The following is a 15,163-nucleotide window of genomic DNA, read 5'->3' as shown; positions in this document are numbered from 1 at the left end:
AAACATTAATTTCGAGAATAAAGCCAACAGTGCTTCTCTGGTTAAACGGTTTTTGTATTTGAGTGTTTTGACGCTCGCTTGAATTTTTAGATAGAGCGGCAAATTATGCGTGGCTCTATTCTAGAGATATGTGTTTGAGATCTGTTTTGCTCGTAAAAATATTCTTTGGAGACTTAGATTGTCTTGCGGGCTCGAGTGCGTCCGATTTTTATCGGTGTGAGGCAGCGTTGGCGGATAACTTTTGTTTCTTTCTTTAAATTTTATCGATGGTTATAAACCTTTTGGCCGCTCAGGGCACGATAAAGATACAGGACTTACCAATGCGTAAATTATATATTCCTTTTATGTATACCTTGCTTGCGCAAGCTGTAATGCCACAATCCTATGCAAGCGATTTCAACAACTATATTGACCGCGCAGCCTCGAGTCATCGGGAGTCCGCGCCACAATCTTATGCTTCGTCAGAGGTGCCGGCGAGTTGGCGTCCGGTGGCTTTCTGGGGGGGGATGAAAATCGATGCGTCGGATGACGCTGTTCATAAAGCACTCTCCGATTATTACGTCAAAAATCCCCCTACTGTTAATGGTGTTCCAGTTGGCCTAAGTTATGTGGATCTTGCTGGGAATGCAACTCTAGATGCGACGACAGAGGGGGCAATCAGCGGTGGAACCCTGACCGCGAATGGCCAGTCAACAGTAAACCTTCGCGAGAAGAATTCAATCACTGATGGATTTCAAGTATTTAAGAACGATAGTGTTCTAAATGCGTTGGCTTCCAATGCGATTGCTGGAGGTCACCAGGAGCTATTTGATAATTCTAAACTAAACGTCAACGCAGAAGGCGCAATAAGCTCTGGACGTCAAATAGCATCTGACCAATCGGAAATTAATCTTCTTACAGCTAACTCCATTACGGGTGGTATGGCGGAGTTCAAAAATTCCAGTGTGCTGAACGTGTTGGCCTCCAATGCCATCGGCGACGCGCATCAGAATTTCTATGATAGTTCTGTTTTAAATGCCTCTGCTTCCAATGCCCTGACTAAGGGTATCCAGTACTTCGCTGGTAATAGTTCTCTTAATGCAACTGCGCAAGGTGCGATAAGTGGCGGGCTTCAGGAGTTTACTGAGAACGCTGTTCTTAATGCATCTGCAGATAAAGCTTTAAATGGCGGTGAGCAACTTTTTCACGGCGACAGTACGCTAAATTTGGCAGCGGAAAATGCAGTCAGCGGTGGTACACAGTATATTACTGATAATTCTACGTTAAATGTATTGTCGAAGAATGCGATTGGTGGTGGTGTCCAAGCAATCAGAGATGACAGTTCTCTCAATGTTGCCGCGCAGGGTGGTATAAGTGGCGGTTCTCAGAGATTTTATGATAACTCTGTCCTCAATGCCTCCGCCGAGAAAGCATTAAATGGTGGTGAGCAAGTTTTCAAAGACGACAGCGTGTTAAATTTGTCTGCTGAAAATGCGATCAGCGGCGGTACGCAGTACATGGCAGGTAATTCTAAATTAAATATACTTGCAAAGAACGCTATTAGTGGTGGCGTCCAAGTATTCAGAGATTCTGGTAGTATTTCTCTTAGGGGAGTGGATCTAGAACGGCCCCAACTCACTCTTCAACTTTCAGATGTTGGCACAACAATGGCGCTTAATGGTCAGAATGCCACAGTAGGAGCGCTTACTGGGAGAGGGACTGTTCTGAATGGTGATGCATCCGGTCCAAGTACCCTTGTAATTGATACGAGCGTGTTAGGTAGTTCCGCCTTTGGTGGCAAGTTGACGGACGGTGGCGGCCAGGCGCTAAATCTGGCTAAAGAAGGTGAGGGCACTTGGGCGTTTACAGGTGATGGGAGTGGCTTGACAGGTACCGTCAGCGTAAACCAGGGCGAACTCATCGTCGATGGGGACCTTTCAAACTCCACCTTCATTATTAACTCCGGTGGTGGGATTACCGGTAACGGCAAACTGGGTAACACCACGGTTAAAGCCAATGGCAGCATAGATTCGAATGGCGTCCGGACTCTGAACGGCGGCCTGACATTTGATGCAGGATCTTTTTACACCGTTAAGGTAGACGGTCTGGGTAATGCTGATCGTATTGACGCTAGCAGCATTCAGATAAACGGCGGTAACGTCAATGTTGTCGCGGGTGCTGGAGACTATTCGCCAGAGACTTTCTACACGATCTTGAGTTCGGAGGACGGTATTCAAGGTCGTTTCAACGACGTAGCGAGCAATCTTGTGTTCCTGTCTCCAAATTTGAGTTACACGGAGAATACTGTAGGTTTGACGCTTCAGCGCAACGATGTTTCATTTGAATCGATGGGTAGAAGCAAAAGCGCGGTAAGTGTTGCCAGCACCATCAATGAAGTAAAAACACCGGAACTGTACAAGCATTTGGTCACTGCAGATGCTTCTGTGGCCGCATCTGCATTGGAGCAACTTGCGGGTTCTGCTAACTCAACGGTTACCCGCGCAGTGACAGCCAGCACCCACCAGATTTCATCTGCCATGTTAAGCGCTATGAATCAGCTTGGAAGTTTCGACAACAGCTTGCAATCATCGATTCTTCAGGAAAATGGTCCACTCCTGGTGAGCTCTGGAATGTCTGGGCGTGGTGCTGCTTCTAGTGGTTTGGACGCAAAAGGAAGGGTCTGGTTTCAGATCCTGGGCAGCCATGGCCATTTTGATGGCGACAAAGGTAGTGCTGATCTTGAGCAGAACACTGCTGGTGGATTGATGGGGGCAGACTGGGCGATGAACCCTGAATGGCGCCTTGGCGTGGTGGGGGGGTACTCACGCATGGATCTTGATGCGGGAAGCCAGTTGTCCGGGGTAGTAAACAGCTATCACATTGGTGCTTATGCCATGCATCAGCATGGCCCGGTGGTGGCACGTTTTAGTATCGCTTACAGCGGGCATGATGGCGATAGCAAACGTAAAGTTAACTTCAATGGCTTTACGGATGCGCCAAAAGCTAACTATAACGCCGACAGCTACCAAGCATTTACTGAGTTGGCTTATCAGTTCTCCCGTAACAAATTTCTTGCTGAACCTTACGTGAATGTTGGCTATCAATCCTACAATCGCGATTCATTCAAGGAGAAAGGTGGCGCTGCAGCTTTGGAAGTGAGTTCGGAACATCAGAAGAACGCCACTACCACTGTTGGCGGGCGTTTCGCTTATCTTGGAAAGCTGAATAATGGCATGAGCGTTACTCCCCGAGTTAACGTGGGTATGCTTCACACCTTTGGCGAATTGGATATCAGCACGCAGCAGGAATTCGTCTCCGGTGGAAACTCTTTTACTACCTATGGCGGTGCCATGGATCGGAACAGCCTAGCGCTTGAAGGTGGAGTTGATGTAGGTATCAGTCGTGACCAGAGCGTTGGTCTTTCATATACTGGAGTTCTGGGCGATAACACAAAGAACCAAGGTGTGGTTGCTCAGTGGCGCATGAACTTCTGACCCATTGTAACCTTTGAAAATCGGGCCATCCTGCTTCAGGATGTGCCCGATTTTTTGCTGACGTAGCGAAAGCTATCAAGTGTGGATCTACGTTATGAAATATTTTGAACCAGTTTGCGCCCGATTTTCTTTGGTATTGTCAGTTGTAATCTTTCAGGTGAGTGGTTGCTCATTCCATTCCGAATCAAAATCGAGGGTCGCACATTCGCCAATGATCGTAGCCCATCGAGGCGGTGCGGCAGATTTTCCAGAAAATACTCTGCTTGCCATAGATAATGCGCTGCGTAATCACGTAGACATGCTTTGGCTTACCGTGCAACTTAGTAGCGACGGTGTTCCCGTGTTGTATCGGCCGGCCGAATTGAGTGCCAATACACAAGGGCAGGGAACCGTGGCGGAGCACACATGGGGAAAGTTGCAGAAGCTCAACTCCGGGTGGCACTTCAAGCGCACAGACGAGGCTGGTCAGCGGGTTTATCCCTATCGTGCTAAAGCGGTACTATTACCGTCATTGCAGCAAGCGTTAAATATGATTCCAGCCAGCACACCGATTATTCTGGACATGAAAGCTCTGCCGGTCGTTCCCCAGGTTACGGCTGTCGCAAAGATTCTGGAAGAAAATCACGCTTGGAACCGAGTACTGATTTACTCCACCGATGCGGCCTATCAGGACGCTTTCCTTCGGTACCCCAAAGCACGGTTATTTGAATCCAGAGATAAAACGCGTGATCGTTTGGCGAACGTCGCCCTTGCAGAACGCTGTGATCCAGTGCCGCTACCCGGAAGTTGGGTAGCGTTTGAATATCGGCGTGAGTTTGAGCTGGTAGAAAAATTCACGTTAGGCAAGGCCCGCTCAGTAATAAATAGTAAACCATGGACGCACAAGTCGATTGAATGCTTTCAATCCAAAGGAAAGTTAAACGTTTTGGCAATCGGAATTAATAGCGACGAAGACTACCGCGCGGTAGCTTGTTTGAAGGTGGGCGCGGTTTTAGTGGACTCGCCAAGCAAGATGCAAATTATTAAGCGTCGGTACGAAGGGTCATTAAAATGTGATTAGACTATTGGTGATGTTCGCATCGAATAACTGTTGCGAAATGATGGAGGTGCATTGTGCGCTCGTAAAGTTGGCATGTGTTTCAACTTGTACCTTTGCGGTAAGCAGAGGGACTCATTTTGGTCAATTTTGAAAATGTCTGGCTAAATTGGCTTCCACCATTGAACCCGCACTTGAATCCAATAACCTCTATTCTGTCTGTGGTATGGCTCAGCAGTATTTTAGCTCGCTCCACTCGACGAGTCAGTATGTATTTATAAGGGGTGAGGCCGAATGAAGCCTTGAATAGGCGTGAGAAATGAAATGTACTGATCGCCACTACTTCCGACATATTTTTGATTGAAATAGAGTCTTGGAGATGCTCTTCGACATAATCGGTCAGCAATCTTTTTTTATAAATACTGAGTCCAGTCGATGTTTGCGGTTCGAGCGATGTACGTGATAAGTAGACGAGCAATGTCATCAGCAATGACTCCTGCAAGAGTGAGTCGCTCGCCTGAGTGAATTGATCGCATATCATTTGCAGAAAGTTGTCGTTTAATTGTGTTTGGGGGGTGAAATCCAACACCCCTGCAGAGCTTGGTAGCATATCAGCTAAGCCAGGGTCAATGCTTAGGACAGTCGCATTGAAGATGTCGCCAATATAATCTGCGCTGAACTCGGCTCCAGCAGGCAGAACGTCGATTTTTCCTTTTAATCGACCGCGATGGGAAACTCTTTTCCCATCCAAGCGCGCTTCTCCGTTGAGGTTTTCTCCTTCACGAAAGAAAACCAAAGAATGGTGCGAATCGCGTTTGAAGTTAATCAGGTGGTCGCCATGAATCACAATTTGATCTGTACGGCCAAAATCAAGAAGTTTTGTCCGGGTCGTTAGTTTTACTCCCAGATCATAATTGAGACCGAAGATGTCAACTTTTCCGCCGTCATGATGCCGTATAACGCCCATTCAGTTCCCCCTAATTGGTAAAAAACCCTGTCCTCTCGGGAGTCATTATCAATGATAGCAAGAAATGGCTAGAAATGGGGGGGAGAGACTCTTTGACTCAGCAGCGAACCGGTTCGATGGCCAGATGCTCTGTAACATCCGCGTTGATGCGCGCTGAACAATTTTAATCATGTTGTTTACCTTCCAATGAGACTGTTTCGCGCTGATGCACGGACGTGAATTTTCCAAGCGCAAGCGGGCAATCAGAAATTCACGGGGGACGGGAGACAAAAGCTCTGGGCAAATGTTGTCGAAAGTATCGAGGGATTACATCTCGACTTATGCTTGGAATCGCGATGAAAGTTTGGAGTTAACTGAGGGAGCTTCCGCTCCTGGCCCAGAGTGTTTGAAAAACACTTCTCTAAATTTGAAGTGCGCGCGTCTGCGTGAGATATGAAATGTATCGGCACGTCAGCAGCCGTAGATTTCGCGTCGCGGTGCGATTTCGAGTCCGATTTTGAGGGCATGTCGCGCTCAAAAACGTTTCTACATAGCCTCGGCCGAAAGCGGGCCTTGGTAGGAAGGGAAGGTGACGGGTGATTACTGGACGCGGTTTAGGGCATATTTAGGGCAGATCAGAGGCCACAGTAGGCCGCAAAGGACCAGATAGCTGAGCATGGTAGCCCGTATTTTACGTCCTGAAGCGGTCTCTAGTGATCCTAGAAGGGGTTCGAATCCCTATCTCTCCGCCATTACATAGAAAAAGCCCCGTTGCTGAAAAGCTACGGGGCTTTTTTGTTTCTGATGAGTGAGAGCAATTTAGCATCGAAGTCTTTTTTCTGCCCTTACGCCCATGAGGGGATGACTCATCAATATCGCAGCAGATGCCCATTCGCACGCGAGTCTCGGATTTCGCCTACAGCCCTGCCTCGATTGACTGGCTTATCCTGATATCCGTGCCGAAGAGACTTTAAATCCAGACACCACGACGCCGCTTTCCATTGTTGGATAAGCGGCGTTTCCGCATGTGCTGGAGGAGGCGCTTCACGCATCAGCGATATTGATCGCGGCTGCCAATTTCCTGCGCGGTATCATGATGTAATACTATGAACAATAGACAGCTTGGCACTCTCAAGGCCATATTTTCAAGACCGACTTCCGCTACGCTGGAATGGGCACGTATAGAGTCTTTGTTCAGTGCGGTAGGCGCAAAAGCTGTAGAAGGCAATGGCTCGCGTGTACGGTTTGAACTACACGGTGTCGTTGCTACTTTTCACCGTCCTCATCCAGGTTCGTGATGCTCGGGCTTTCCTTGAACAGGCAGGAGTCATTCCGTGAACGTGATGAATTACAACGGGTATGCTGCCCGAATTGAATACAGTGACGAAGACGGCCTGTTTGTTGGTCACATCGCTGGAATCAAGGATGTAGTCGGATTCCATGGTGAGTCAGTCAGTGAGCTTCGAGCTGCATTTGAGGAGGCTGTGACCGATTATCTGGATACCTGCGCAAAGCTCGGTCGTGCCCCCCAGAAACCTTATTCCGGAAATCTTAGCCTGCGCTTGGCGCCTGCTCTGCATGCAACCGTTGCGGTAAAAGCGCAATTGGCTCGAAAAAGTATCAATCAGTGGGTGGCGGATGTTCTTGATCGGGAAGCCCATGCCTGACCCTCTCGTACTTGGTAGATAACCATGCAACGCTGCGGGCGTCGTTCCAGTCCACGGTCTAAGAAGCCCCACAAGCCTTGCCTGTGGGGCTTTCTCTAGTCATCAGGATCCATATCGATCAAATCGTTTCATCAAAAAAGAAAAGGCTGCAGGAAGCAGCCTCTTCTCGACCCATGCGGTTAAATCTCCTTGACCGGCGTCTCCCCCTGCACAGCCTTGATCAATTCGATCACATGCAAGCAATCAGCCTTGTTCACGTAAGACTCGCCACTGGCGATGGTCTCGTGATTGCCTGCGCGCAGCCTCCAGCGCCATTGCCCTTTGCCGGTGCTCGGGGTGCCTCTGGATTGCCTGTAAATCTCGAAATACATTCAGTTCGCTCCATGCGATAGACGTGTGCGCCAGCCTGTGTGGCGCATCGACGCAAGCCTAGCGCAGGCGCGTTTTTTGGCTATTGGACATTTGTTTCCAATCGTTGGTGGATGTTTCTGAAAGGGGCAGCATAGCGCTCTCGAAGCGTTTGCCAGTGAACTGCTCCATCGTGGCGATGGACGCCGGCCACACGGTCTTTCTACACTGCCAGCAGTTCTGGGGATCGGGGAGCAAGGGATGAATCGCAATGAATTACGCAAGGCCGACATCAACCTGATGGTGGTGTTCGAGACCTTGATGCTGGAACGCAACGTGACCCGTGCGGCCGAGAAGCTGTTTCTCGGCCAGCCGACCATCAGCTCGGCGCTCAATCGTCTGCGTACGATGCTCAACGATCCGCTGTTCATCCGCGTCGGCCATCGCATGGAACCAACGGCCCGCGCCGAAGATATCTTTCGTCACCTCAAGCCTGCGCTGGATTCACTCTCGGTGGCGTTGAGCCTGACCCGCGATTTCGATCCGGCCGTCAGCACCATGACCTTCCGTATCGGCCTGTCCGATGACGTCGAGTTCGGCCTGCTGCCGCCGCTGCTAAGAGCGCTGCGGCAAGAGGCGCCGAACGTGGTGTTCGTGGTGCAACATGTCGATTACTGGCGCATTCCCGATCTGCTCGCTGCCGGCGACATCACGGTCGGTATCAGCCAGACCCGTGGTCTGCCGGCCAATGCCAAGCGCAAGTTGTTGCGGCACATTCAGCCGAGCATTCTGCGCGCCGACGCCAGCGATACGCCGCTGACCCTCGATGAATATTGCGCGCGCCCGCATGTACTGGTTTCGCACACAGCGAACGTCAGTGGTTTTGCCGATGAATGGCTGGCTGAACTCGGTCGCACGCGCCAGGTGGTGCTGTCGGTGCCGCAATACAGCGCACTGCCGGCACTGCTGGCCGGCACCGACCTGATTGCCAGTCTGCCGGATTACACGGCGGCGGCGATGGCCACTTCCGGATTGCTGTTCAAGGAACCGTTCCCGTTCAAGACGCCGACGCTGGATCTGTCGATGGTCTGGCTCAGCCATGTGGATAGCGATCCGGCGGAGCGCTGGTTACGCTCCAGGCTGGAACAATTCATGAGTGAGCGACCACTGACCCCAGCCTGATGAGCATCCCACAGTGATATGTGAAAGTCCGCAGGAGGGTAGGGCAGAGCTGTGCTATATGTACGACCTTTCTGCCGACTGACCGGAGCAATCCCGATGCCACACCTGCACATGGAATACACCGCCAACCTGCCGCAGTTGAACGCTGACGTCGCGTTGATCCGCCTCAACAACACGTTGGTGGGCTCCGGTCAGTTTGCGGCAGAGTTCGATATCAAGAGTCGTGCGGTGAAAGTCGAGACCTTCAAGGTTGGTACTGCCATGGCTGAGCGCGCCTTTGTCTATGTGAAACTCGCGCTGCTCAGCGGTCGTTCGCCGGAGGTCAAAAAGCAGCTGTCGCAAAGCCTGCTGGCAGTGTTGCAGGATCTGTGCGAATGGCCGACCGGCCTGGAAGTGCAGTTATGTGTCGAACTGGTCGACATCGATCGCGAGTCCTACAGCAAAACCGCTATTGGCGTCTAAGGCTCAGGCCGCTTCCAGTTCGTTGCACACCTTGATCACTTGCTCGCGCAGCCAGACGTTGGCGCTGTCCTGATCGACGCTCTGGCTCCATTGCATGTCGAGGGTGAACCCCGGCAAGCCGTTCGGCGCCTCACAGTGATTGAACACTGCTTCGTTGGTCAGCAATCGCTGGATGCGGCGGGGCAGGGTGAGGATGAAGTCGGTGCCGGTGATCATTTTCAGCGCCGCGCTGTAACTGTTCGAGCGCGCAACGATCTGGCGCTTCTGCGCCTGCCGCGCGAGCCAGCCATCGACCATGTTGGTGGTCGATGTCCACGGCGTCGGAAACACATGCCGTCGCTCGGTAAAGGCTTGCAGACTCAGGCGCGGCTCCAGCGGCGTGGCGCGCTTGTCGAACACACAGACCAGATCATCTTCCAACAGCATCTTTGACTTGAGGTCGGTGTGATGGCGATGGAAGTTGGGGCCGAAACTGATCACCAGGTCGAGGCTGCCATCGCGCAACTCGTCGGCCGGCACGTCGGTTTCAAACTTGTGCATGTTGACCATCACCGGCAAGTCATCGAAGTCGAAGCGCTTCAACAATCGCGGCAGGATCAGTTGTTCGAAATATTCCGGGGCGCAGATGTTGAAGGTGACCGCTTGTTGCGTCGGATCGAATGCGGCGGCGCCGGCGTGGCACAGGTTGATGCTTTCAAGGATTTTCTGCACATGGCCGTACATGCTGCTGGCCTTGTAGGTGGGGCGCATGCCGGTGCGGGTATTGATGAACAGTTCGTCTTCGAAACTGGTGCGCAGTTTTTTCAGGCAATAACTGACGGTGGACTGACTGACAAACAGCGTTTCTGACACATCGGTGACGCTGCTCTGCTCATACACGGCGATAAACACCATGAGATCCTGCATGTCGAGCTTTCGAAGCAAGTTACTGTTCAGCATCCGTTCTGTCTCGCTGTGCTCCATGCGCTGAATCCGCGCAAACGTGTGCGAACGATCCTAACGGAACGATGGTGCCAGGAGAAACCCCTGTAGGACATTTCACGGTCAGTTGTGGGACAGAAAGTTTTAGCAACACGACGTTAACGTTCAAAGCGCTAAAACATGGCCAGAGGCCTCTAGCCTGATCAGGGAAAGTGTCGTGCGTAATGCCGGGGATCGAAGCGCAGCACCATCAGCAGCATGATCACCATCACCGCGGTCAACGACCACCAGGCCCATTCGAAACTGCCCAACTGGTCGCGGACAATTCCTGCCAGCAATGGCGAGAGCCCGGCAATCAGGTAGCCGATGCCCTGCACAAATGCAGTGAGCCCCCCGGCGCGTTGCGGGTTGTCGAGGTGATCGAGGGAGACAATCAGGCTCATCGGAAACAACCCGCCAATACCCAGACCCAACAAGCACGGCCACAGCAGGCTGAGAGAGGGCGGGCCGAGAATCAGCCCGCAAAAACCGGCGATGATCAGTCCGAGCAGGACCATCAGCACGACCCGCCGATCACGGCTGCGGTTGGCGATCGCTGGAACCACCAAACCGGAAAGCACCTCCATGGCCGTGAGAAAACCCAATAACAGTCCGGCGTTTTGTTCACTCCAGCCTTTTTCCACGTAGTACGGGGCGAGCCAGGCGAGCACACAGGTGTAGGACGCTGTTCCCAAACCAAAGAAGATGGCGAGTAACCAGGCGCGGGAATTGGCGAAGAACGAATCTTTCCTGCTGGCCGCTGCCACCGAGGAAGGTAGGTGGCGGCGTTGCGACCACCAGACCACCAGCGCGAGCAAGGCCAGGCTTGCCCACAGGGCCAAACCAATGCGCCAACTGCCGGTTTGCATCATCACCAGCGGTGCGAATGAGGCCGCAAGCGCCGCGCCGCCCATGATCGACGTGACGTACAAGCCCATGCACAGCGCGACGTTGTCGGCGAAGCGCGATTTGATCAGCCCGGGCATCAACGCCTGAATCAACGCAATGCCGATGCCCGCCAACACGGCGCTGGCGATCAGTTGGGCTGCGGATTCGACAAACAGCCGCGACAGCGTAGCCAGAGCAATGATCAGCAATGACCACAGCACGGTGCGCTGTGCGCCCAGACGTTGGCTGATGCTGAGGCCGAAAAACATCGCCAGCCCCATGGCCATCACCGGCAGCATCGTCAGCAGTGAAGCGAGGCTGAAACTCAACGGGATGTCACCGCGAATCGCCGACAACAAGGGGCCGACCGCCGCCATCGACGGACGCAAATTGAGCGCGACGAGGATGATGGCGAGCATCAACCAGACAGCGGGGCGAGCGTTGGCGCGGACGGTTTCCATCATCAGACCTGTGAGCGTGGGGCTGACGATTAGGCGCGGGGCCGCGTGTATTGGGCAAACCAGAAAATCCGCAGCAGTATTTAAAAACTCGATACCTCAGCAATCCCTTGTGGGAGCCTGCTTGCGAAAGCGCAGTGTCCATCACCAACAATATTGACTGTGGCGGCCTCTTCGCGAGCAGGCTCGCTCCCACAGGAAACAGAAACTCTGTTTTTCTGAATAAAAGCTGAACCATTCTCAAATACTTCGCAAGTTTCAAGGTATTGCCAAAAGCCAACTAATCGTTGGCGTCTTTTTCACAAAAAATTGATGGTTGCCTGCTTAAAGTTTGTCATGCCTTAGTTAATGAAATTTTCACATTTGAATCATTTGTCATTGGCCGAGGCTCTTCTTTTCAGGAATTGCCCCTTTCTATGTTGAAGTTAAAAGCCGTGCGCCCGGAATGGGTGACGTTGATTGCCAGCGCCTTTCTTTTAATCGGCTGCAATTTTGTCCTCTGGCAGCATCTCTTTGAGATCACCGCTGCCGATGGCAAGGGCATCGCCATGCGCTTGGCCTTCGGGGTGATGATCCTTGCAGCGTTCAACATTGTGCTGACGGCACTGGCTTTTCGCCCTTTACTCAAACCGCTGTTGACGCTGATATTTCTGATCAGCGCCGGCGTGGCTTATTTCATGAGTCAGTATGGCGTCATGATAGATGCCGGCATGTTTCGTAACTTTGCCGAAACCAATGTTACGGAAGTGCGTGATCTGCTGTCTTTGAAGTTGTTCATTTATATTCTGTTGTTGGGTGTTTTACCGTCCTGGTTGTTGTGGCGAGTTCCGGTCAACTACCGTCGCTGGCACCGTGAGTTACTCAGCAAAGTTATGGTCAGTGTCGCCTCGGCGGCAGTGATTGGCGGCGTGGCACTGGCCAACTACCAAGGTTTGTCTTCGCTGTTTCGCAACCACCACGAAATTCGCTTGATGCTGGTGCCGAGTAACTACATCGGCGCTTCGGCCGGTTACCTGCGTGAGCAAGTGGTGTCGGCGCAGCAACCGTTTATCAAGATTGGCGAAGACGCTGCGCGTAATCCGGACGTGAAGCTTCAGCCGCGTAAATCCCTGACCGTGTTAGTCGTGGGTGAGAGCGCCCGGGCGGAGAACTTCGGCATTCTTGGTTATGGCCGCGACACTACGCCGAAGCTGGACAAGGAAGCTGGACTGATCGCCTTTACCGACGTGCATTCGTGCGGCACGGAAACCGCTGTTTCGGTGCCGTGCATGTTCTCCAATATGGGCCGCAAGGATTACGACGCGAGCAAGGCAAAGAATGAAGAAGGCCTGCTCGACGTGCTCAAGCGGGCCGGTATCGACGTGATCTGGCGCGACAACCAGTCCGGCTGCAAAGGCACCTGCGACCGCGTCACCCTGCAAGATGTCAGCAACCTGAAAGACCCGGCGCTGTGCGCCAACAGCGAATGCCGCGACGAAATCCTTCTGCAAGGCCTGCAAAGCTTTATCGATCACCTGGATAAAGACACGGTGCTGGTTCTGCACCAGATGGGCAGTCACGGTCCGGAATACTTCAAGCGGTATCCGAAGGAATACGAGCACTTCACCCCGGTGTGTGAAAGTAATGCACTGAACAATTGCAGCCGCGAAAGTATCGTCAACGGCTACGACAACACCTTGGTGTATACCGACCACGTGCTGTCGAGCCTGATCGATGTACTGCGCAGCAACCAGGATAAAGTCGATACCGCCATGTTGTATCTGTCGGACCATGGCGAGTCGTTGGGCGAATACAACTTGTTCCTGCACGGCACGCCTTACCTGTTGGCGCCGGAACAACAGAAACACGTGGCGATGCTGGCGTGGTTCTCCGACAACTACCAAAAGGCCTATTCGGTCGACACGCATTGTTTGCAGATGAGTCGGGACAAACCGCTGAGCCAGGACAACCTGTTCCACTCGATGCTTGGCCTGCTGGAGGTCAAGAGCAAGGTCTATCAACCGGATCTGGACATGTTTGCCGGTTGCCGTGGCGCGGTGATCGACGGCGTGCTCGCGAAGGAATGAGTGCAATCGGGTCCGTCGTTCTGACGCGACGGGCCTGCCTGTTTCCTCTGTCAGACTATTCTTGCTCTTTGGCAGGACATTTCGTTACAGCTCTTGCCCTTCGCAGGCGCGTAAATCGCCAGTGGCGATATATACTGCGCGCCATTCTTCAAGGGAGAGCCGTGTGGCCATCGATATTCACTGGATTCGCGACAACGAAAGCCTCGCGCAGTTTTGCGCCGAGTGGCAGCAGCTGCCGTTCGTTGCCCTCGACACCGAATTCATGCGGGTCGACACCTTCTACCCGATTGCCGGCCTGTTGCAGGTTGGCGACGGCAAACGCGCCTACCTGATCGATCCGCTGACCATCAACGCCTGGCAACCGCTGGCCGCGCTGCTGGAAAACCCGGCGGTGCTCAAAGTCCTGCATGCGTGCAGCGAAGACCTCGAAGTGCTGTTGCGCCTGACCGGCAGCCTGCCGGCGCCGATGTTCGACACGCAACTGGCCGCCGCTTACCTGAACCTCGGGTTCTCGATGGGCTATTCGCGACTGGTGCAGGAAGTGCTCGGTATCGAACTGCCGAAGGGCGAAACCCGCTCCGACTGGTTGCAGCGCCCGTTGTCCGACACACAGATCAGCTACGCCGCCGAAGATGCTGTGCATCTGGCAGAGGTTTTCGTACAGCTGCGGCCGAAGCTGTCTGACGACAAATTCGCCTGGGTGCTGGAGGACGGTGCCGAACTGGTCGCCAACCTGCGCCGCGAAACCGACCCTTACGAGGTCTATCGCGAAGCCAAACTGGCGTGGAAACTGTCCCGCGCGCAACTGGCGGTACTGCGCGAGCTGTGCGCCTGGCGTGAAAAAGAAGCGCGTGCCCGCGATCTGCCGCGCAACCGCATCGTCCGTGAGCATTCGCTGTGGCCGTTGGCCCGCACGCAACCGGACAACCTCGCCGCGCTGGGTAAAATCGAAGACATGCACCCGCGTACCGTGCGTCAGGACGGCCAATTTCTGCTTGATCTGATCAAGCGCTCTGGCAGTGTGGGGCCTGATCAATGGCCGCCTGCTGTAGCGGAGCCATTGCCGATCGAAGCGGCTGCGTTGATCAAACAATTGCGCGCATTGGGCCAGGCTGAGGCCGAGCGTCTGGGCATCGCCCCGGAACTGATGCTGCGCAAGAAAACCCTCGAAGCCCTGGTCAAAAGCGGCTTCCCCGAGGGTCCTTACCAATTGCCTGAGTCGTTGCGTGGCTGGCGCCGCGAACTCATGGGCCAGAAGCTGCTCGACAGCCTGGCCACCGCCGGAGAACAGCCTTGAAACGTATTTGCTCTATTTACCAAAGCTCGAAGCGCAAGGGCATGTATCTCTATGTGCTCAAGAGCGATGAGCTGGAACGCGTGCCCGAGGGCCTGATGGCGGCTTTCGGCAAAGCCATATTTGCCTTCAGTCTGGTGTTGACGCCCGAGCGCAAACTGGCCAGCGAGGACATCGTCGTGGTGTTGGAAAACCTCGACAAGCAGGGCTATCACCTGCAGATGCCGCCGGCCGAGGACGAGTACATTGAGCACTTGCCCGAAGAGTTGCTGCGACGCAACGACCCGGTCTGATCTGCGAGGCCCTGTTCTGGGCCTCGGTTAACCCTGGAACTGTTTTTACCGCGATGGCCGTCTGAACTCCGGCGGCCGTCTGCACGGTTT

Annotated in this window: 12 protein-coding genes; 8 read left to right on the top strand and 4 right to left on the bottom strand. The window is 53.3% G+C overall.

Annotated features, from left to right (window positions below; translation table 11 throughout):
* Positions 1–320: 320 nt before the first annotated feature.
* The gene (locus tag A8O26_RS21010) at positions 321–3,473 is read left to right on the top strand and encodes an autotransporter outer membrane beta-barrel domain-containing protein (protein WP_172828184.1); all 3,153 of its coding nucleotides are present in this window, start codon (positions 321–323) and stop codon (positions 3,471–3,473) included.
* 94 nt (positions 3,474–3,567) lie between these two features.
* Positions 3,568–4,533 carry a glycerophosphodiester phosphodiesterase family protein gene (locus A8O26_RS21005; protein ID WP_155740675.1) on the top strand — a complete coding sequence of 322 codons (966 nt, stop codon included), beginning with the start codon at positions 3,568–3,570 and terminating at the stop codon, positions 4,531–4,533.
* Between the two features lie 79 nt (positions 4,534–4,612).
* On the opposite strand, the gene A8O26_RS21000 is transcribed toward A8O26_RS21005, so the two are convergent.
* Complete coding sequence (locus tag A8O26_RS21000) at positions 4,613–5,476, bottom strand: helix-turn-helix domain-containing protein (RefSeq protein ID WP_064119676.1); 864 nt, start codon at positions 5,474–5,476, stop codon at positions 4,613–4,615.
* Positions 5,477–6,789: 1,313 nt separating this feature from the next.
* On the opposite strand from A8O26_RS21000, the gene A8O26_RS20995 reads away from it, so the two are divergent.
* Positions 6,790–7,122 (top strand): type II toxin-antitoxin system HicB family antitoxin, encoded by a 333-nt coding sequence (locus tag A8O26_RS20995; RefSeq protein ID WP_064119675.1) that lies wholly within the window; start codon positions 6,790–6,792, stop codon positions 7,120–7,122.
* A gap of 179 nt (positions 7,123–7,301) precedes the next feature.
* Here A8O26_RS20995 and A8O26_RS20990 read toward each other — a convergent pair whose 3' ends face one another.
* On the bottom strand, positions 7,302–7,493 hold the full coding sequence (locus A8O26_RS20990; protein WP_064119674.1) for a YegP family protein: 192 nt from the start codon (positions 7,491–7,493) through the stop codon (positions 7,302–7,304).
* 238 nt (positions 7,494–7,731) lie between these two features.
* Here A8O26_RS20990 and A8O26_RS20985 point away from each other — a divergent pair, with 238 nt between their 5' ends.
* Complete coding sequence (locus A8O26_RS20985; protein ID WP_064119673.1) at positions 7,732–8,652, top strand: LysR substrate-binding domain-containing protein; 921 nt, start codon at positions 7,732–7,734, stop codon at positions 8,650–8,652.
* A gap of 96 nt (positions 8,653–8,748) precedes the next feature.
* Positions 8,749–9,114 carry a 5-carboxymethyl-2-hydroxymuconate Delta-isomerase gene (locus A8O26_RS20980; RefSeq protein WP_064119672.1) on the top strand — a complete coding sequence of 122 codons (366 nt, stop codon included), beginning with the start codon at positions 8,749–8,751 and terminating at the stop codon, positions 9,112–9,114.
* A gap of 3 nt (positions 9,115–9,117) precedes the next feature.
* On the opposite strand, the gene A8O26_RS20975 is transcribed toward A8O26_RS20980, so the two are convergent.
* Both A8O26_RS20975 and A8O26_RS20970 read right to left on the bottom strand, forming a co-directional pair.
* Positions 9,118–10,053 carry a LysR family transcriptional regulator gene (locus A8O26_RS20975; RefSeq protein ID WP_064119671.1) on the bottom strand — a complete coding sequence of 312 codons (936 nt, stop codon included), beginning with the start codon at positions 10,051–10,053 and terminating at the stop codon, positions 9,118–9,120.
* Between the two features lie 185 nt (positions 10,054–10,238).
* Positions 10,239–11,423, bottom strand: coding sequence for a cyanate transporter (locus A8O26_RS20970; protein WP_064119670.1), 1,185 nt, complete (start codon positions 11,421–11,423; stop codon positions 10,239–10,241).
* A gap of 413 nt (positions 11,424–11,836) precedes the next feature.
* Here A8O26_RS20970 and A8O26_RS20965 point away from each other — a divergent pair, with 413 nt between their 5' ends.
* From A8O26_RS20965 to A8O26_RS20955, 3 genes are all read left to right on the top strand, one after another.
* Positions 11,837–13,486: a phosphoethanolamine transferase gene (locus A8O26_RS20965; protein ID WP_064119669.1), complete on the top strand. Its 1,650-nt coding sequence runs from the start codon at positions 11,837–11,839 to the stop codon at positions 13,484–13,486.
* A gap of 163 nt (positions 13,487–13,649) precedes the next feature.
* Complete coding sequence (rnd, locus tag A8O26_RS20960) at positions 13,650–14,783, top strand: ribonuclease D (protein WP_064119668.1); 1,134 nt, start codon at positions 13,650–13,652, stop codon at positions 14,781–14,783.
* Positions 14,780–15,073: a YcgL domain-containing protein gene (locus tag A8O26_RS20955; RefSeq protein ID WP_064119667.1), complete on the top strand. Its 294-nt coding sequence runs from the start codon at positions 14,780–14,782 to the stop codon at positions 15,071–15,073. Before rnd ends, A8O26_RS20955 begins: the two co-directional genes overlap by 4 nt.
* Positions 15,074–15,163 lie beyond the last annotated feature (90 nt).

Source organism: Pseudomonas fluorescens (assembly GCF_001648775.1).
GTDB classification, from domain to species: Bacteria; Pseudomonadota; Gammaproteobacteria; order Pseudomonadales; family Pseudomonadaceae; genus Aquipseudomonas; species Aquipseudomonas fluorescens_M.
Note: the sequence above shows the minus strand (reverse complement) of the source record. Positions and strands in the feature narration are given on the sequence as shown.